At 29.4% G+C, this 19,437-nt stretch carries 19 protein-coding genes; 10 read left to right on the top strand and 9 right to left on the bottom strand.

What is annotated here, in order from left to right:
* Positions 1-12: 12 nt before the first annotated feature.
* Genes fmt through VCM48_RS04250 form a run of 3 tightly spaced genes read right to left on the bottom strand, consistent with a single transcriptional unit; the run spans position 13 to position 3,378 of the window.
* Complete coding sequence (gene fmt / locus VCM48_RS04260; RefSeq protein WP_274641261.1) at positions 13-957, bottom strand: methionyl-tRNA formyltransferase; 945 nt, start codon at positions 955-957, stop codon at positions 13-15.
* On the bottom strand, positions 957-2,843 hold the full coding sequence (locus VCM48_RS04255) for a RecQ family ATP-dependent DNA helicase (protein ID WP_482271748.1): 1,887 nt from the start codon (positions 2,841-2,843) through the stop codon (positions 957-959). Before VCM48_RS04255 ends, fmt begins: the two co-directional genes overlap by 1 nt.
* Positions 2,836-3,378, bottom strand: a complete 543-nt coding sequence (locus VCM48_RS04250) for an AAA family ATPase (protein WP_274641263.1) — start codon at positions 3,376-3,378, stop codon at positions 2,836-2,838. The genes VCM48_RS04255 and VCM48_RS04250 overlap by 8 nt, the downstream gene beginning before the upstream one ends.
* A gap of 116 nt (positions 3,379-3,494) precedes the next feature.
* Here VCM48_RS04250 and VCM48_RS04245 point away from each other — a divergent pair, with 116 nt between their 5' ends.
* From VCM48_RS04245 to VCM48_RS04205, 9 genes are all read left to right on the top strand, one after another.
* The gene (locus VCM48_RS04245; protein WP_274641264.1) at positions 3,495-3,776 is read left to right on the top strand and encodes a DUF493 family protein; all 282 of its coding nucleotides are present in this window, start codon (positions 3,495-3,497) and stop codon (positions 3,774-3,776) included.
* 9 nt (positions 3,777-3,785) lie between these two features.
* Positions 3,786-5,384 (top strand): peptidylprolyl isomerase, encoded by a 1,599-nt coding sequence (locus tag VCM48_RS04240; RefSeq protein ID WP_482271747.1) that lies wholly within the window; start codon positions 3,786-3,788, stop codon positions 5,382-5,384.
* Positions 5,385-5,388: 4 nt separating this feature from the next.
* Positions 5,389-6,246, top strand: a complete 858-nt coding sequence (locus VCM48_RS04235; protein WP_274641266.1) for a hypothetical protein — start codon at positions 5,389-5,391, stop codon at positions 6,244-6,246.
* Positions 6,209-7,585, top strand: a complete 1,377-nt coding sequence (locus VCM48_RS04230; protein ID WP_482271746.1) for a peptidylprolyl isomerase — start codon at positions 6,209-6,211, stop codon at positions 7,583-7,585. The genes VCM48_RS04235 and VCM48_RS04230 overlap by 38 nt, the downstream gene beginning before the upstream one ends.
* A 100-nt stretch (positions 7,586-7,685) precedes the next feature.
* On the top strand, positions 7,686-8,639 hold the full coding sequence (locus VCM48_RS04225; protein ID WP_482271745.1) for an AAA family ATPase: 954 nt from the start codon (positions 7,686-7,688) through the stop codon (positions 8,637-8,639).
* A gap of 1 nt (position 8,640) precedes the next feature.
* Entirely contained in the window at positions 8,641-9,087 is a 447-nt protein-coding gene (locus VCM48_RS04220) for a YybH family protein (protein WP_482271744.1), read from the top strand.
* 340 nt (positions 9,088-9,427) lie between these two features.
* Positions 9,428-9,715 carry a hypothetical protein gene (locus tag VCM48_RS04215; RefSeq protein WP_482271743.1) on the top strand — a complete coding sequence of 96 codons (288 nt, stop codon included), beginning with the start codon at positions 9,428-9,430 and terminating at the stop codon, positions 9,713-9,715.
* A gap of 85 nt (positions 9,716-9,800) precedes the next feature.
* Positions 9,801-10,613, top strand: coding sequence for a GLPGLI family protein (locus VCM48_RS04210; RefSeq protein ID WP_482271742.1), 813 nt, complete (start codon positions 9,801-9,803; stop codon positions 10,611-10,613).
* 19 nt (positions 10,614-10,632) lie between these two features.
* On the top strand, positions 10,633-13,317 hold the full coding sequence (locus VCM48_RS04205) for a TonB-dependent receptor (protein ID WP_482271741.1): 2,685 nt from the start codon (positions 10,633-10,635) through the stop codon (positions 13,315-13,317).
* A gap of 84 nt (positions 13,318-13,401) precedes the next feature.
* Here VCM48_RS04205 and VCM48_RS04200 read toward each other — a convergent pair whose 3' ends face one another.
* Both VCM48_RS04200 and VCM48_RS04195 read right to left on the bottom strand, forming a co-directional pair.
* On the bottom strand, positions 13,402-14,289 hold the full coding sequence (locus tag VCM48_RS04200; protein WP_482271740.1) for a 3-hydroxybutyryl-CoA dehydrogenase: 888 nt from the start codon (positions 14,287-14,289) through the stop codon (positions 13,402-13,404).
* A 152-nt stretch (positions 14,290-14,441) separates the two neighbouring features.
* Positions 14,442-15,401, bottom strand: coding sequence for a Gfo/Idh/MocA family protein (locus VCM48_RS04195; RefSeq protein ID WP_464836643.1), 960 nt, complete (start codon positions 15,399-15,401; stop codon positions 14,442-14,444).
* Between the two features lie 219 nt (positions 15,402-15,620).
* Here VCM48_RS04195 and VCM48_RS04190 point away from each other — a divergent pair, with 219 nt between their 5' ends.
* Positions 15,621-16,262, top strand: coding sequence for a protein-L-isoaspartate(D-aspartate) O-methyltransferase (locus tag VCM48_RS04190; protein ID WP_482271739.1), 642 nt, complete (start codon positions 15,621-15,623; stop codon positions 16,260-16,262).
* A 272-nt stretch (positions 16,263-16,534) separates the two neighbouring features.
* Here the strand turns inward: VCM48_RS04190 and VCM48_RS04185 are convergent, their stop codons facing one another.
* Genes VCM48_RS04185 through VCM48_RS04170 form a run of 4 tightly spaced genes read right to left on the bottom strand, consistent with a single transcriptional unit; the run spans position 16,535 to position 19,402 of the window.
* Positions 16,535-16,705, bottom strand: coding sequence for a hypothetical protein (locus VCM48_RS04185; RefSeq protein ID WP_170141643.1), 171 nt, complete (start codon positions 16,703-16,705; stop codon positions 16,535-16,537).
* Between the two features lie 21 nt (positions 16,706-16,726).
* Positions 16,727-17,587, bottom strand: coding sequence for a substrate-binding domain-containing protein (locus VCM48_RS04180; RefSeq protein WP_099216088.1), 861 nt, complete (start codon positions 17,585-17,587; stop codon positions 16,727-16,729).
* Positions 17,588-18,457, bottom strand: coding sequence for a nucleoside phosphorylase (locus VCM48_RS04175; RefSeq protein ID WP_482271738.1), 870 nt, complete (start codon positions 18,455-18,457; stop codon positions 17,588-17,590).
* Positions 18,458-19,402: a DUF1835 domain-containing protein gene (locus VCM48_RS04170; RefSeq protein ID WP_482271737.1), complete on the bottom strand. Its 945-nt coding sequence runs from the start codon at positions 19,400-19,402 to the stop codon at positions 18,458-18,460.
* Positions 19,403-19,437: the final 35 nt, after the last annotated feature.

Genomic DNA, 19,437 nt, shown 5'->3' with positions numbered 1-19,437 from the left:
ATAAATAAAGGGCTACAGCACTTTTGCCTCTTTGTTAAACTGATAACCGTTTAATAAACTTTGAGCATCCATTAATTTTTTACCAGAAATTTTAATTTGATGAATATTTAAGTAACCATCTGTTACAGCTACTTTTAGTTCTTTTTTAGAAGTAACAATGGTACCAATATCAAGATTATGTGAAGAAGGCTCTTTGCCAACTCCATATATTTTAGCTGAAAGTTCATCCTCTCCGTTAACTATAGTAGTCCAAGCAGCAGGATATGGATTTAATCCGCGAATATGATTGTAAATATCATTTAAAGATTTAGACCAATCTATTTTACAATTATGTGGATATAATTTTGGTGCAGATTTTTCTTCTAATTCAGGTTGTTTAGTAGTTGTTACATCACCTTTAGCTATTAAGTCTAAAGTTTCAGCTACTAGTTTAGCTCCTAAATGCATTAATCTGTCGTGTAATTCACCAACAATTTCATCTTCTTTAATTGTTACCTCACTTTGCAGAATAATTTCACCAGTATCAATTTTATCATCAATAAAGAAAGTAGTAACACCCGTTTTTGTTTCACCATTTATAATAGCCCAGTTAATAGGAGCAGCACCACGATATTCTGGTAGCAATGAAGCATGTAAATTAAAGGTGCCAAATTCTGGCATTGCCCAAACTGACTTTGGCAACATTCTAAAAGCTACAACTACTTGTAAATTAGCATTCCACTTTTTTAAATCTTCTTGAAATTCTTTGCTCTTTAAGTTTTTAGGTTGAAGAATAGGCAAGTTTTGAGATAAAGCATATTTTTTTACAGCTGATTGATTAAGCTTACGACCTCTACCAGCAGGTTTATCAGCTGCAGTGATAACACCAACTACATTATAATCATTCTCCACTAAATGCTGTAAAATAGTAGCAGCAAAATCAGGTGTTCCCATAAAAACGATGCGTAAATCTCTCATTATTTTAAAAAGTATTTATTGTTTTTTGTGTGTATTTTTTCTTCGGAAAGAAGCTCTCGCAAAAGTATTAAAATGTTCGCTTCTTTTTCATTTAATAGCGAGCAGATTTCAGTAACTGTATAGGTTTTTCCTTTTTGTAAGTTAGAAAGAATATCTTTTTGACCTATACTAGTTTTATTTTTTTTTTGTAAACAAACATCACAAATTCCACAGTCTTGAGAGTGATGTTCATCAAAGTAGGAGAGTAGTTGTACACTTCTACAAACTGAATTATTTTCTATGAACTGAAGTAAATCTCTATTTTTCTTTTTTTTCTGTTTAATATATTGTTTGATATTTACAGAAATTCGGTTGATGGTTTTATCATCTTCTCGAGGTTGTAAAAAGAAAAGTTCAGCATTATTAGTAGCTTTAGTATAGGAGATTAGTTCTTTTTGAGTTAACTTTTCCAATGTGTCAATTACAAACCATGAAGTAGTTTCTAATTTTTTAGCAATATAAAACTCATCAATTTTTACAGGAGTTTCAAAAATACCACCATACATACGTAACATTTGTTGAATAAAATTTTTAATCTGGGTGTTTTGATTTGTATGTGATATAACTTGTTTACTTGAAGCTAAAAATTGAACAGTAGATTTTTGTTGAAAACTATGGTTTAATTCTATGACTCCATTATTATTAAGTATTTGAAGTGCATTAAATGTTTTGTTAGGTATGAAATTGTATTTACTACAAAAGCCTAAAAAATTAAAATCAAAAGCAGTTTCTATTAATTCTCCTTTCGTAATTTGAAAATGCTGATATAGTTTTTGATGAACAATTTTTATTTCTTCAATGGTTGGTAATGATTTTTCAAGTAATTCATTACTTAAAGAAATATCACTATTGTTTGTTAATACTACAGAGAAAGATTTTATTCCATCACGACCTCCACGACCTGCTTCTTGGATATAATTTTCTATAGAAGAAGGTAAGTTAATGTGTACAACCACTCTAACATTGGGTTTGTCTATTCCCATTCCAAAGGCATTCGTGGCAACAATAATTGGAGTTTTTTCAGACATCCAATTATCAAAAGCTATTTTTTTCTCTACAGAAGATAAACCACCATGGTAAAAAGAACTCTTAAAGCCTTGTGCATTTAAATAACTACTAATTTCCTTTGTCTTACTGCGAGTATTAACATATACAATTGCAGGAGCTTTTGTTTTGGTAAAAATCTGATTGAGTTTACCAAGTTTATCTTCAGTTTTAAAAATTTGATAGGCTAAATTTTCTCTAAAAAAAGATTTTTTAAATACAGTAGGATTTTCTAATTCAAGAGAAGAAATAATATCTGAAATTACTTTTTGAGTTGCTGTAGCAGTTAAAGCAATTATTGGAGAAGTAGGTTGTAGTTCCTTTAAAATGGTAATGTTTTGATAAGATGGACGAAAATCATGCCCCCATTCAGAAATGCAATGTGCTTCATCAATAGCAATTAAATTTACATTTAGTTGTTTTATTTTTTCTTGAATAAAACGAGATTGTAATCGTTCAGGAGAAATGTATAAAAACTTAGTGTTTCCAAATCGAATATTATCAAATAATGTAATAATCTCATCTTGTGTGCTTCCTGAAGGTATCAAAGTTGCTTTTATACCTTTATCAACAAGGTTAGAAACTTGATCTTGCATTAAGGCAATTAAAGGAGAAACTACTATACAAACTCCTTCTTTAACCAATGTAGGTACTTGAAAGCAGATAGATTTTCCGCCTCCTGTAGGAAGTAAAGAAACAACATTGTTTCCTGCTAATATTTCAGTAATTATTTCTTGTTGCGGTTTTCTAAAAGAAGTATAACCCCAATAATGTTTTAATATTTGTAGAGATTCATCATACATCGTGTTTTAACGAATGTAAAATAAAGTCACAGCGCTCATGTATCGAACCAAAAGGAACGTCAATAATATTATAGCCTACTTCCTCGTAAGCTTCTTTTAAAAAGGTATCTATTTTTACTGATTGTTCGAAAGTTTCGTAACGTTCATTGTCAGATCTATATATGGCTTCCCAAGGGGCACACATAAAAACTTTGCTATATAAATATTTATTACTTTTTTCAATAAAAATATCTGGGTAGTCAGATCCTAAATAATTCATATAAGCATGTACATCAGGAATTCCTCTATCGAAAAAGATAATCTCAGCATCGCTTTGATGAGCATCTATGTACTGTTGTTCCCTTCCTTCTAATAATAGTTGGCTAAATAATAAAGGTTGCTCTAAAAAAAGTTGGTCAATCCCATCTTTTTGAGCTTTTAGTGTAACCTCTCTTGAAATCTCTGGCATACATTCATATCCACGTCTAATAAATTCTCTTAAAATAGAGGATTTACCCGTACCAGGACCACCTATTAAAACTATTTTTTGTTGCATGGGGCAAAAATAAAAGTTTCAAGTTATAAATATAATAAATAGTGTAATTTTGTGCTTCATCATTACAATTTCTATATTTTTTGATGATTTTTAATAAAACAGTAATTTTTTGAGTTATGCAAGATAGAGAAGCTTTTTACGCAAAGTTAAAATCACAGTTAGAAGATACTACAACGTTTCCTGCTAAATATTTATACAAGTTTATAGTTCCTACTGATGGTAATCAAGTACAAGAAGTACAAGATTTATTTGATAATGGAGGAGCAGTTATTGATACAAAAAAATCTAAGACAGGAAAGTATGTAAGTGTATCGATACATTTAACTGTTAAAAGTTCAGACGAGGTTATTTCATACTATAAAAAGGCAGAAGCTATAAAAGGAATTATTTCTTTGTAAATTTATAGCATGAAAAAAGTACTTTTCATAACTGCTGTCTTTTACGCTACATTTCCTTCTTTTGGTCAAAAGGATATGGAATTGTTTCGTATTAATGATGCTCCAATAATGGTTTCGGAGTTTAGGCAGATGTATGAAAAGAATTTAATGATTGCCGAGGATAAAGAGGCTAATGATATCGAAAGTTATTTAGAATTATTTATTAATTATAAGCTAAAAGTAAAAGAAGCTTATAAGTTAAAACTAGATACAGTAAAATCTTACCAAAAAGAGCTAGAAAGCTACAAAAAGGAATTATTAGCACCTTATTTGTATGATACAGAAACACTAAGTAAACTAGTAAATGAAGCGTATTATCGTACTAAAAATGAAGTTAAAGCAAGTCATATTTTAGTAAGATATCCAAGTGAAGGGGTAGCTGTAGATACACTGTTTTTAAGAAATAAGATTGTAGGTTACAGAAATCGTATTTTACAAGGAGAAGGTTTTGAAAAAGTAGCAAGAGAGGTTTCAGAAGATCCATCAGCAAAAATTAATGGAGGAAATTTAGGTTATTTTAAAGCTTTTCAAATGGTATATCCTTTTGAGACGGCAGTATACAAAACAAAGGTAGGAGAAGTTTCAGAGCCTTTTAAAACAAAATTTGGATGGCATATTGTAAAAGTAACAGATATAAGAAACTCTAAAGGAGAGTTTGAAGCAGCTCATATTTTAGTTAGACATTCATCTAAGGGCGAGTCAAAGATTCACTCATTATATAAACTACTAGAGTCTGGAAAACTATTTGAAGAAGTAGCAAAGGAACATTCAGAAGATACTAATACAGCTAAGATAGGAGGTAAGTTACCAAGGTTTGGAACAGGAAAAATGGTTGATGAATTTGAGAATAATGTAAGAAACTTAAAGGGTTCTGGAGATTATAGTAAACCATTTAAAACAAAATATGGTTGGCATATAGCTAAACTCATAAAAAACTATCCAGTACCATCTTTTTCAGAAATGGAAAATGAGTTAATTAGAAAAGTAAAACAATCTAAAAGAATAAAGGTATCCGATCAGGCATTGTTCAGAAAACTAATGGATAAATACCAAGTTAAAGAATATCCTGAAGCATTGACAGTTTTTCAAAAAAATAAAAAAGAGGAGTTAAAGATAAAAGAGCTAAATTCAGTGTTACTTTCTGTTAATAAGAAAAAGTTTACTCAAAAAGATTTTTTAGAGTTTATAAAACTAAAAAATAAGACAATAACAGAAAGTTTTAGAGATTTTAAACGAAGAGCATTATTAAGTTCTTTTAAAGAAAGTTTGTTTCAAACAAATTTAGAATATAGAAATACATTGTTAGAATATAAAGAAGGTTTACTACTATTTGACTTAATGCAAAAAAAAATATGGAATAAGGCATCAAAAGATACCTTAGGCTTAAAATCTTTTTATATTGCGAACAAAGTAAAATATGGCAAAGAACTTGATGATATAAGGGGGCAAGTAATAAGTGATTATCAAGACGAGCTAGAAAAAAAATGGATTAAAGAGCTACGAAAAAATAATATGGTTAGAGTAAGAAAAGGGGCATTAAGAAAATTAAAGAATACGTATAACCAATAGTATAGTGAGAAAATATATTTTTTTAATTACATTATTAATAATAGTTTCATGTGATCTTGTAAGTTTAAAGACAAAAAAGGTTACCAATGAAAGGCCAATAGCTACTGTTTATAATAAACATTTGTATAAGAAAGATATTGCAGGTTTATTACCCAAAAACCTTTCACCAAAAGATAGTTTAGTTATTGTGAAGGGGTTGATTAACTCATGGGCTAAACAAGAACTACTGTATATAAAAGCAGAGGAAAATATCTCAGAAGTAAACAGTGAAGAAATACAAAGTTTAGTTAACGATTATAAAAAGAGCTTATACATTAATGGGTATAAAGAGCGTTTAATAAAACAACAACTAGATACTGTTGTTACTGAGGAAGAAATAGCGTTGTACTACCAAGAAAATAAAGATAATTTTAAGGTAAGTGAAGAGCTTGTACAGTTTGAATATGTGCATTTTGGTAAAAACTACTTGGATAAAAAAGAAACAATAAAACAGTTTAAATCAGAAAAAGAAGAAGATAAAGAAGATTTAGAAAGACATTTATTGAATTTTAAATCGTATCGTTTGCAAGATTCAACTTGGGTAACTTTTGACTATTTAAAGAAAAAAATTCCACCTTTTCGTAACGAAACGAAAGAAAACTTGTTAAAAATATCAAAATTCATACAAAAAGAAGATAGTTTAGGAGTATATTTGGTCGCTGTAAAAAATATGTTACCAAAAAATGCTACGGCTCCATTAAGCTATGTAAGCCCTAGAATAAAGCAAATTATTTTACATAAAAGAAAATTAGAATTAATACGAGATATTGAAAAAACGCTGATAAATGATGCAATTGAAAACAAGAACTTTAAAGAATATTAGTATAGCATTTACGTTGTTTTTAGCAAGCTTAACAACATTAAACGCACAAGGAACTAAAATAGATGGTGTTGCTGTTGTAGTAGGTAAAAACATTGTTCTAGATTCTGATATAGATAAGTTTAAGCAAGAGGTAGAGTTAAGAAGTGAAGGAAAAGTAAAGATTTCTGACTGTGAAATGTTAGAAGAATTAATGCAGCAAAAGTTATTAGCTCACCACGCGGTTATTGATAGTGTTACAGTATCTCAATCAGAAATAGATAATAAGGTAGATAGAAGTGTTGCTTTTTTTACCCAAGAATACGGAAGTGAAGAAAAAGCGGTTGCAGCTTATGGGTTTAATGATGTTGAAGATTTTAAGAAAGAGTTAGGAAGAGTTCAAAAAGAAAACATACTCATACAAAAGGAGCAACAAAAAATTACTGAAAATATTGATGTAACTCCTGAAGAAATTCGTATTTATTTCAAAGGATTAGAAGATAAAGGAGAGCTTCCTGAAATACCTGCAGAAGTTCAATTACAACAATTAGTAATTAAAGCAGAACCAACAGAAGAAGAGAAAGAGCGTGTAATTAACAAGCTAAAAGAGATTAAAAAAGAGATAGAAAATGGTGCAAGCTTTAAGTTAAAAGCAATTATTAATTCAGAAGATCCTGGAGTTGCTCAAAACGGAGGTAAATATGTAATAACAAAGGATAGCCCATTTATCAAAGAGTTTAAAGAAACTGCCTTCTCGTTAGATGTAAATCAAATTTCTGAGCCTATTAAATCTGCTTTTGGATACCATATACTTCAGTTACATAAAATAAAAGGTAATCAACGTGAAGTATCTCATATTTTAATGCAGCCTGAGGTTTCTGAAGAAAAATTAAATGAAACTAAAGAGCAAATAGAGAAGATAGTAGCTGATATTAAAGAAGGAAAAATAACTTTTGAAGAAGCTGTAAAGAAGTATTCTGAAGATGAAGAAACAAAAAATAGTGCGGGTATTATAATGAATCCTTATACACAAGAGCCTACTTTTGAGTTAACAAGAATGCCTCCAGATTTATTCGCAAGAATAAGTGAATTAAAAAAAGGTAATTTATCTGATATTTACTACGATGAAACTCGTGAAGGTGAAAAGATGTATAAAGTAATCTTATTAAAAGAGAAAACAGACACACATAAAGCTGATTTAGTAGAAGACTATGTAAGAATGCAACAGTTTGCTTTAGCTAAGAAAAAAGAAGAAGAGATTACAAAATGGACTAAAGAAAAAATCCAAGAAACTTACTTAAAATTAAGCAACGATTATAAGAAATGTACTTTTAAGAAAGATTGGAAAAAAGAAAACAAATAAGAAGTAATAAATTTAGTATATTGTCATTCCCGCGAAAGCGGGAATTTCATTTTATAAAAGTTTGTAATTAAATTTATTGAACAAAAGAAAAACTTGATTTATGTCTGACGTAACAGCAGTAAACACATTAGTAGAAAAGTACAGCCAACTACAACAAGAAATAGGTAAGGTTATAATAGGGCAGCAAGAAGCTGTAAATTATACATTACTATCAATTTTTTGTGGAGGACATTCGCTGTTAATAGGAGTGCCTGGACTGGCAAAAACCTTATTAGTAAATACAATTTCTAGCGCATTAGGCCTTAACTTTAATAGAATTCAGTTTACCCCAGATTTAATGCCTTCTGATATTTTAGGTAGTGAAATACTAGATGAAACACGTCATTTTAAATTTATAAAAGGACCAATTTTCTCAAATATTATTTTAGCAGATGAAATTAACCGTACACCACCTAAAACGCAAGCAGCATTGTTAGAAGCAATGCAAGAAAAATCGGTAACTATTGCAGGGCATCATTATAAGTTAGAATTGCCATTTTTTGTGTTAGCTACGCAAAATCCAATTGAGCAAGAAGGAACATATCCATTACCAGAAGCACAATTAGACCGTTTTATGTTTTCAATTAATTTGGAATATCCAAGTTTTGAAGAAGAAGTACAAGTCGTAAAAAATACTACCTCAATAGCTGAACAAACAGTAAATGCTATTTTTTCTTCGGAAGAAATTATTGAAGTTCAAAAATTGATTCGTAAAATACCTGTGGCAGATAATGTAGTTGAATATGCGGTTAGATTGGTAGGTAAAACACGTTCTAATTCAGATAAAGCAACAGAATTAATCAAAAAATATATTGATTGGGGAGCAGGTCCTAGAGCTTCTCAAAATTTAATTTTAGCAGCTAAAGCACATGCAGCAGTATATGGAAAATACTCACCTGATATTGAAGATGTACAAGCAGTAGCTATTCCTATTTTATCACACAGAATTGTAAAGAACTACAAAGCAGAAGCTGAAGGTATTACTATAAAAGAAATTATAAACTCATTATTTTAAGATGAAGAAGTTATTAACTGTCATTTTTTTACTTACACTATTTGTTTCTTGTAAACAAGAAGCAATTCAAACTGTCTCAGAAGAAACAGAAAAGCAAGAAATCTTATCAGTCATGAAAGCACAAGAAGAAGCTTGGTCTAATCACGATTTAGAAGGCTTTATGCAAGGATATTGGAAAAGTGATTCATTAAAGTTTTATGGACGTAACGGAATAACTTTTGGTTGGCAAAAAACCTTAGATAATTATAAGAAAGGATACCTAACAAAAGAGCACTCTGGAACATTAACGTTTAAGGTTAATGATATTTCTAAAATTACCAATGGGGCTTATTCTGTAATGGGAGAATATCATTTAAAAAGAACCGTAGGAGACGCTAACGGCGTGTTTATGATCATTTTTAAGAAGATACAAGGCGAATGGAAAATCATCGCTGATACCTCTTGTTAAATAATGTTTTAAGAAAAATATAAGGGAAATGATAAGAGAGTGTTTATATTGTATGTGTTATAATATTAATTTTAAGGATGTTTTTTACTAATGAAATTTTTAAAAAGTAAAAATATATCAAGTATGTTATAATACTTTTGTTAAATTAAAAACTTTTATAGAAAAAGGAAGCCATATCTATATGAAAATTACTTTACATTTACTGTGAAAGAAAACAATGCTAAAGTAAGTAAAGGAGCAAAAAATATCAACTTAATAATAGTATAAATAAAGTTTTTTGTTATTTAATAATATATATATATATTTGGATTCAATATATTAACAAATTAAAAATTATATTATGAAAAAAGTCCTAATTGTATGTGCGATGTTTTTTGCGTTTTCAAGTTTTGCAAATAACTCGTCTGAAAAAGTAAAAGGTAATGAGAATGTGCTTAAAATTACAAAGCATGAGTTCGTTAGTAAAAAAAGTGACGATGGTATTGTTACAGTATATTGCTATGTTACAATTCGAAACAGTGAAACCGGTGAAACTAGAAAAGTATATGGTGTAGGTGATACATTAGATAAATGTGGAAGAAATGCTTATGCTCTAGCCTTAAAAGTTGTTGATAACTTAAACGGTTAATAATTTCTACACTAGAATAGTACATAATTTTGGAGATTAAGCTTTTTTAATCTCCAATTTTTTATTGAATTAATATAGAAAAAGCATGTTAAAGAAAACCTTTACTATTTTACTCTCTGTAACCTTAAGTAACGTTTTATACTCACAGGAAAAAACTATAAACGTTTACCAAGTTGAATATGAAAAATCATTAACTTTTGAAGATGATCCTAATAATCCTATAATAGGTTCTTATGAATACACTAAATTTATAGAGTTAGATAAATCTGTCTTCAAAAAGAATAGGGAAAATAAAAGTTCTAACTCATTGATACAAGATAGAAATGATGATACGGTTATTTATTTTTCTTCTCCTCTAAAGAACCATAGTGTTGTATTTAAAGATTATGAAAAAGGCGAATTTTATTCTAGACATGAAGTTGCTTATAAATATTTTTCTGTTAAAGACTATTTAGATGTTTTTGATTGGAGCATTTTGAATGAAACAAAAAAAATACTTGGATATAATTGTCAGTTAGCTACTATGAACTATAGAGGGCGACAATATGTTGCTTGGTTTACAACAGAACTTCCTATTGGAGGTCCTTGGAAATATGATGGATTACCAGGTATGATTTTGGAAATTAAATCAAAAGATAATTTTATAGCTTTTAAAGCAAGTAGAATTAAAAATGGTGTAATTGAAATTGAGGATGTTAAAAATCCATTTCAAGAAAAAAAGTCTATAACTTGGCTAGAGTTTAAAGCCTTGTACAAGAAAAAAGCATTAGAACTAATTACATATAGTCCAGACGAAAATTATTTCGGGGTAGAATCATCTCGTGGAGGTATTGAGTTTTACATAGATAAAGACGACAAAGAGTATAACAAAGCAATTAAAAAATTACCTGGAAATTGATATAAGTTTTATCTAAATTTTGAAAAAGATCAAAAAACTAAGAAAACTCAGTATTTTCTTATTCACTTTTCTTGCTATTCAATTAAACTATTCTCAAACTATACAAGGAGATGTTCGTGATATGGAAGGAAATTCTTTAACCGCCAAAATTCTTATTAAAGAGACAAAAAGTTCTAAAGTTATTAGTGAATTTGTTTTAGCTAAAAAAGGAAAATTCTCTTACAAACTAAAAAAAACATATAATAAAAATGGTTTTTTTATAGATGTGTTAGCTGTAGGATATGTGGTTTATAGTGAGTTTGTTAAATCTACTGAGATAAAAAATAAAATGAATTTCAATTTCATTTTATCAAAGGAAAAAATAGAACTTCTCGAAGAAGTTTTTGTCAATGCAAATAAAAAACCATTATCTATAAAAAAAGATACAGTAGTTTACAGAGTAGAATCGTATAAAGATGGTACTGAAAAAAAAGTAGAAGATTTATTAAAAAAGCTCCCAGGAATTAAAATAAATGAAGAAACGGGTATGATAAAATACAAAGGAAATACTATTGAAACCGTTACCATTGAAGGAGATAATTTATTTGACTACAATTATACTATAGGAACAAAAAATATAAATATAGATTTAGTAAAAGAAATTGAAGCCATAGAAAATTATTCAGAAAATCAATTATTAAAAAATATTGAAAAGAGTAATAAAGTAGCTATTAATTTAAAGCTAAAAAAAAATAAAACTGATTTATCTTTTAGTTCAGATATAGGTATTGGAGATTTTATTGACTCAAAGAACATACCATTTGATTTATCTGTTAATTCTTTAGCTATAAATAAAAAGCAAAAATCTCTCGCTATTACCAGTTATAACAATATTGGTAAAAATGCATCTCCTTTTAACTACTTTGAAAATCAAATTAGTTTAGAAAAAATAAAAGAAGAGAAATTTTTTAGTGAAAAAATAATTCCAGAATTAAATTTACCTAAGGTTACAAAGAATAATCTTTCTAATATCAATAGTCAGTTTTTTGGGAATTTAAATAGTATCTTCAATTTCTCAGATAAAACAAAGGCAAAATTAAATTTCTATTACCTTTCTGATAAAATTAAAAGTAATCAACTAGCTAAAAGTAAGATTAATATTAGTAATTCTGTCTTTAATACTTTTGATAATAATTTCATTAAAAAACGACCACGACAGTATCGTGGAGATTTTGAGTTAAAATTTAACACATCAGAATCTTCATTACTAGAATACAATATTAGTTTTAGAGATGAGTCAATTGATACTAAAAGAGATATTTTTTCAAATCAGGATAATGATTTTTCTTCATCTTTAGAAACAAATAGTGTTTTTTTAAAACAGGAATTAGAATACACAAAGAAAATATCAGATAGAAAAGCTCTACAATTAAAAATTATAAATACAGCAAATAATTTAGATCAGATTTTTACTATTAATCCTTCAATTTTTAATAGCACCGCCGAATCTGATCAAGATATTCAAGAAAATAATTCTAAAAAGCAAAACTCTTCTTTCAATGCAATATTTTTAGGAAAGACTACAAACAATAACAAATACAGTTTATCTATTGGTTATAATTATAGTACAGAGTTACTTTATTCTAACTTATCTAGTTTAAGTAATTCTCTAAACTTAACTGTTTCCAATAGTATAAATAAATTAAATTATAATAATACTGAAATTAACAACAGGGGTACCTATGCTTGGAACATAGGAGACTTTACAATATCTCCAAAATACTCCTTGAGATATTTAAGTTCAAGATTTAACCAAGAAAATATAGGAGATAACTTAAAGTTTTTAATTTTTGAACCTTCTCTTACCATAGTTTATGAGATAGATAGAACTTCTTTTTTAAGCTTTGACACAAGTTTATCTCAAAGACCATCTTCTTTAAGATATTTATTTAAAAACCAAATATTAATAGACAATAGAGTTGTTAAAAGCAATGAACCAAACCTATCATTACAAAAGAATAAAACCTTTAATGTATTATTTTCTAAGAATGATCTTTTTAATCAATTTGAAATGTATTTAGGTGCTAACTACGTTCTCAAAAAAGGAATTTTTTTGAGTAATTTATTTGTTGATGAGAATTCTTCAAGAGTGAATAATTTTTTTCTATCAGAAAGTATAGATAATCTTACATTTAACTTGAGTCTTTCCAAGTTAATTTACTCATTAAGAACTACATTTAAAATAAATTCAGATTATTCAATTGCTAATTTTAAAAACATTGTAAATAATTCTGAGCTAAGAAATACCAAAAATCATTTTTTTGAAAATAGTCTTTTTTTAAAGACCTCTTTCAATCTACCTGTTAATATAGAAAATAAAACAACCTACAGCCTTCAGAAGGCTAAAAGTGTAAATACATTTAACAATTCTTCTATAGAAAATCACTTTAAGCTAATTTTAAAACCATATAGAAGTTTTTCTGCCTCTATTGACTATAGTTATTATGTACCTTCTTTTAAAAACACTTCTAATAATTACTCTTTTTTAAGTTCTACATTAAGATATATCCCTAAAAAGAAACCATGGAAATTAGAATTATCGGGTGTTAACCTGTTAAATGAAAAATCATTTATTCAAGAAAGCACCACTGATATTTCTAATAACTCTCTTAGTGTTAATTTGTTAGAAAGGTATTTGTTGTTGAATTTTTCATATTCATTTTAATAAAAACTTAAGTATAAAAGCGAACTAAAAAGGGAAGTTTTCATTAAAAAACTTCCCTTTTCTTGTATAGTTATATCCTAAAGTTTACGAAAACATCTTCGCTACTTTCTCAGCTTTTCTACTTTCTGAATAATCGTAAAAACCTTCACCAGATTTTACTCCTAATTTTCCTGCTGCAACCATGTTTACTAATAACGGACATGGAGCATACTTAGGGTTTTTAAATCCGTCGTACATTACGTTTAAGATAGATAAACAAACATCTAATCCAATAAAATCAGCTAATTGTAATGGTCCCATTGGGTGTGCCATTCCTAATTTCATTACAGTATCAATTTCAGCAACACCAGCAACACCGTTGTATAAAGTTTCAATACTTTCGTTAATCATTGGCATTAAAATACGGTTGGCAACAAAACCTGGGTAATCATTTACCTCAACAGGAACTTTATTAATTTTCTTAGTTAAATCAACTGTAAAGTTCATTACTTCGTCAGAAGTGTTATATCCTCTAATAATTTCAACCAATTTCATAATTGGTACAGGATTCATAAAGTGCATTCCAATCACTTTTTCAGGTCTATTGGTAGCTGCTGCAATTTGAGTAATTGAGATTGATGAAGTGTTGGTAGCTAAAATAGTATCTTCAGCACAAGCTTCATCTAAATCTTTAAAAATCTTAAGTTTTAAATCTACATTTTCAGTAGCAGCCTCAACAACTAAACTAGTGTTTTGAACACCTTCTTTAATAGAAGTATGTGTAGTAATGTTATTTAAAGTATTATTTTTATCGTCTTCAGTAATTTTTTCTTTCGCTACCATTCTGTCTAAGTTTTTAGTTATGGTTGCTAGTCCTCTATCTAAGGCAGCTTGCGAAATGTCGATAAGTTGAACATTGTATCCAAATTGAGCAAAAGTATGCGCAATTCCATTTCCCATTGTTCCTGCTCCAATTACGGCGATATTTTTCATGTTGTTGTATTTTGGTATTTATATGGGCGTTCCCCTGCGGGTCGGGCTTTCCGCTACAATCTTTTTTGTTGTATTCTTCGATTCACTCAGAATAACAAAAAAGTATTTTCACTGCAATCCCTAACGCGGTTATTAATTGTTTACTTTATACGTTAAAAACAGTCTATAATCTGATGCGCTACACGTAAAGCTTCAGTACCTTGACGTAATGAAACAATAGGAGTAGTGTTATTCTTAATAGCATCAGCAAACGACTCTAATTCATCTAAAATAGCATTGTTGGCAACTACTTCAGGGTTATCGTAATAGATTTGTTTTTTAACTCCCTCAGCATTCTGCAAAATCATAGCAAACTCATCAGGTTTTTCTGGCACATCTTTCATTCTAACAACTTCCGATTGCTTTTCTAAAAAGTTTACAGAGATATAAGCGTCTCTTTGGAAAAAACGGCTTTTACGCATGTTTTTCATTGAAATTCTACTCGCTGTTAGGTTTGCTACACAACCGTTTTCAAATTCAATACGTGCATTGGCAATATCAGGAGTTTCTGAAATAACTGATACTCCACTAGCATGAACACTCTTTACTTTTGAATTTACCACAGATAAAATAATGTCAATATCATGAATCATTAAATCTAAAACAACAGGAACATCTGTTCCTCTAGGATTAAATTCAGCTAAGCGATGTGTTTCAATAAACATTGGTGTGTCAATCAAGTCTTTTACAGCCATAAAAGCAGGGTTAAAACGCTCTACATGTCCAACTTGACCACGAACATGATGTTGACTAGCTAAAGTTCTTATAGCTTCTGCTTCTAATACTGTATTAGTAATAGGCTTTTCAATAAAAATATGTTTTCCTTTTTCTATAGCTTGTTTAGCACAATCAAAGTGAGAAAGAGTAGGAGTAACAATATCAACAACTTCAACAGCATCAATTAATGCTTCTACTGAATCGAATAATTTATAGCCAAACTCATCAGCTACTTTTTGTGCATTTTCTGTAAAAGGGTCATAAAACCCTACTAATTCATATTTATCTGATTGTTGTAACAAACGCAAATGGATTTTTCCTAAGTGACCTGCGCCTAAAACTCCAGCTTTTAACATAAGTGAAAGATTATTAGTTATTTGATTGGTTTGTTGAAAAAGAAATGATTTCTACAAAAAATCAACGCAAACAAAGATACACTTTTATACAGATTTATTACTACTTTTATCCTCCCGAAATTTTATAATTAGTAAGCCCTATAATGGGTGTTTTAAATAAGAAATTATAAATTTTATAGTAATTTAGCTAGTAAAACCCATTGGTAGATTAATGTAAGAATGAAGGATACAACCAAACATCAAGGACTTAGAAATCAATTAGCAAACGTTTTAGAAGCAAAAGGAATTAATGATGAAAAAGTGTTAAAGGCTATTAGAAAAATTCCAAGACATTTGTTTATGGATAGTAGTTTTGAAGCGCATGCCTATCAAGATAAAGCATTTCCTATTGCTGCTGAACAAACAATTTCTCAGCCTTATACTGTGGCATTTCAATCACAAGTATTAGAAATAAAACCAGGCGATAAAGTATTAGAGATTGGAACAGGATCTGGTTATCAAACAGCAGTATTGTTAGAGTTGGATGCAGAGGTGTATTCAATAGAACGACAACATGAGCTGTTTAAAAAAACTTCGATGTTTTTACCAAAGTTAGGTTATAAACCTAAACGATTTATTTTTGGTGATGGTTATAAAGGATTGCCAGAAGAAGCTCCTTTTGATAAAATTATTGTTACCGCTGGAGCACCATATGTTCCTAAAGCATTATTAGGACAGATTAAAGTAGGAGGTAGGTTGCTGATTCCTGTGGGAGATAAAGAACAGATTATGACCTTGTTTATAAGAAAGTCGCCAAAAGAATTTGAAAAGCACGAACTAGGAGGTTTCAGATTTGTACCTATGTTAAAAAAGAAGAATTAATTAAACTGAATTATATATTATGAAAAAAGAAAATAAAACTAAGTATTATGTTATTACAAGTGCAGCAATCTTACTATTGTTAGTAACAGTATTTGCTTTTGAAAAAGGTGCATTATTAGGAGAAATTATAGCGAAGTAAAAAATATATAACAAAACAACTTAAAGTCCTTTTCTGTTCAGAAAAGGCTTTTTTTGTTGTAAAGAGAAACTATAAGGTAAAAAAATCCGCCTAGAAAAGCGGATTTATTGAATTTGAATAAAGAAACATCAACTTATTCAGCGATTGCTACTTCAGTTGCATCTGCAACTACTATCTCTTGTTGTTGATGCTGTTTTTGTTTGTTTTGATTAGTTTTTGCTAATCCACAAGGACTAGTACTTCCGCAAGAAGAAAAACCTAATAAACTAACAGTACAAATTGCAATAAATACTACTTTTTTCATCATTATTCCGTTTTATAAAAATCAAATATACATATTTCTGATTAAGTCACCAGAATTTTCCTTCTTTTCAATAACGTTGAACTCTACCATTTTATTTTGTATGTCCGAAATTAAATTTTCAGAAATAGCTTCACCGTCATTCCATTCAGTAATAGATAACCATTCTTGAATATCTTCTATTTGTTGTTCATACCTGTTGGAAAGAACTTCATCAATATTATCAAAATCCTTAAAGTCTTTAGTACAATTATTAATTATATCGTGTACTTTTTTTACTTCTTCAAAATGATTTTCTAATACTTCATCACGAACAGCAATAACAAAACAAGGCCAAGGAGTAGGGCAGTTACCAACTCTTCTAAAAGTACCATTGTCTACCAATGGTTTGGTGGTAAAGTGTTCCCACATAAAATAGTCTGCTTCTCCATTTGTTAGAGCATCAATTCCTCCTTGCAAATCTCCAACTACTTTAAATTGTAATTTATTAATGTCCCAACCATTGTTGTGAGCATTTACAATTGCCATAAGTTGAGAACCTGAACCAAAGCGACTAATAGCTACAGTTGCGTGTTCTAAATCGTCAATAGTTTTAAATTTAGAATTGGCAGCTACATGGATTCCCCAAACAAGCGGGCTTTTTACAAAGGTTTGTGTAATTTTTGACGGATTTCCGTTAATAATATCCTTTATAATTCCTTCAGTAAGTACTAAGGCAATATCAACTTCACCAGAGCGTAAAGCTTTTGCCATGGCTCCTGTACCTCCAGGATAATCTTTCCAGCGTAAGTTTATTCCTTCTTTGGTGTATTCTTTATTTTTTAAAGTGATGTACCATGGATAATTAAAATGTTCTGGAACACCACCTATTTTTAATTTCAGCATTTATTTAACTAATTTCTCAAGAGTGTATACAATCAAATCATTTACTACTTTGTACGGATCTTCACTAAACGTTCCGTTTGCTCTATTAGCAATAATAGCGTTCATTGAAGCAGCATTGTGTCCTAGTAATTTAGCTAATCCGTAAATAGCAGAAGTTTCCATTTCTAGGTTGGTAATTCGATTGTTGTTGTAGTTAAAACTATCAATCTTTTTATTTAAATCAGGGTCTTGTAAAGGTAAACGTAAAACACGTCCTTGAGGACCATAAAATCCACCAGCAGTGGCTGTAATTCCTTTATATACTTTGTCAGATAATAACTTGTCCTCTAAAGCCTTCCCATTAGAAACAATTAGCGGGTACGATTTTTTTGTACTCCAGCTAGTATGTTTTATAAAAGCTTCTTCAATATCAGGATGTGAAATTTTATCTACTTGATATGATTGAAGCATTCCGTTTAAATCCAATCCGTGAGAGCTTAATAAAAAGCTATCAACAGGAATGTCTGCGTGCAAAGAACCCGAAGTTCCAATTCTAGTAATATTTAACTGTGTATGCTTTTCTTTAGCTTGACGTGTGTTTAAGTCGATATTAACTAAGGCATCTAACTCGTTTAAAACAATATCAATATTATCAGGACCTATTCCTGTAGAAATTACAGAAATTCTTTTTCCTTTATAAGTACCAGTAGTGGTTTTAAATTCTCTTTTTTGGGTGCTAAATTCTATGTTATCAAAGTGTTTGGTAACTTTATCAACACGATATTGGTCTCCAACAAAAATGATATCAGTAGCAATATGTTCAGGTCTTAAATTCAAATGGTAAATACTACCATCTGGATTTAAGATGAGCTCAGAATGTTGTATACTCATTTATGATGTTATTTTTAACAGCTTATCAGTAGAGTTTACATAGAGATAGCTGTATTTTTTTGCGCCACCAAGATACGAAAAATCGGAACGAATTTTAGCATAATAGTTTGTTTGGTTTTGCAATACCTTTTTACCTGTTTTACTAAGTTTTACAGGATCAAATGAGGTAAATAACTTTTTAAGACTTTCAAGTTTGTTAATGTATTGAATATCACCAAACCCGTAGTTTTCTTGATGGGTTAAAAGGTTGGTAAGAAGTTCATTTTGGTTTGCAAACGTATGCTCGTTAGCTGTTCTTAAAATGTTATTTTCTATATGATTCAAACCATTTTCAATAGATGGAAAACGAAGTAAATGTGCTTTTATAGCGTTTTCTAAATATACAAATGGTGATTCTGGATTGAATTTATGCGCATTTTCAAGAGGTAACGGACTATCTGAACAATACAATTGCCAAATGTAGTCTGCGTACTCGATATCGTCTTGAGAGAGCTCTATTTTATTATTAAAGTGCTCTATTAACTGGTCGTCAGATAATTCTCCTAAACCATATAGTTTTTTTGAATTGTCTATTTTTCCACTAGTAACTAAAGATATTTTGTGGTTTTTACGATATCTTTTTAACCAGCTTATTACAGCTAGCATGTTTACTTGACAAAATAAATCGTATTCAAACCATAAAACAATTTCGTCTTGTTGTTTTTGATTACAAAGGTTACGGTACTCTTTAAGGGTATAATCTATAAACCTCTTTTTGGTAACTTTATACGTAGTTTTTAAAAAGTCGAAGCGAGTTTTCCAAAAGTCTTCACTACCTACGTCTACAGAAGTTTTTCCTTCACATAACATTTCACGCCATGTAATAATATCTCCTTCAATATTTAACTTTTGAAGTCTTTGAGTAGTGACGTCTCCATTGGTTATGTGCAATAAAGAATGTTTCATGATTTCTAGGGAATTTGTTGATTTCTTTATTTATA

The sequence above is a fragment of the Tenacibaculum sp. DPLXC6 genome, assembly GCF_056815515.1.
This window is presented reverse-complemented; position numbering and strand designations above follow the sequence as displayed.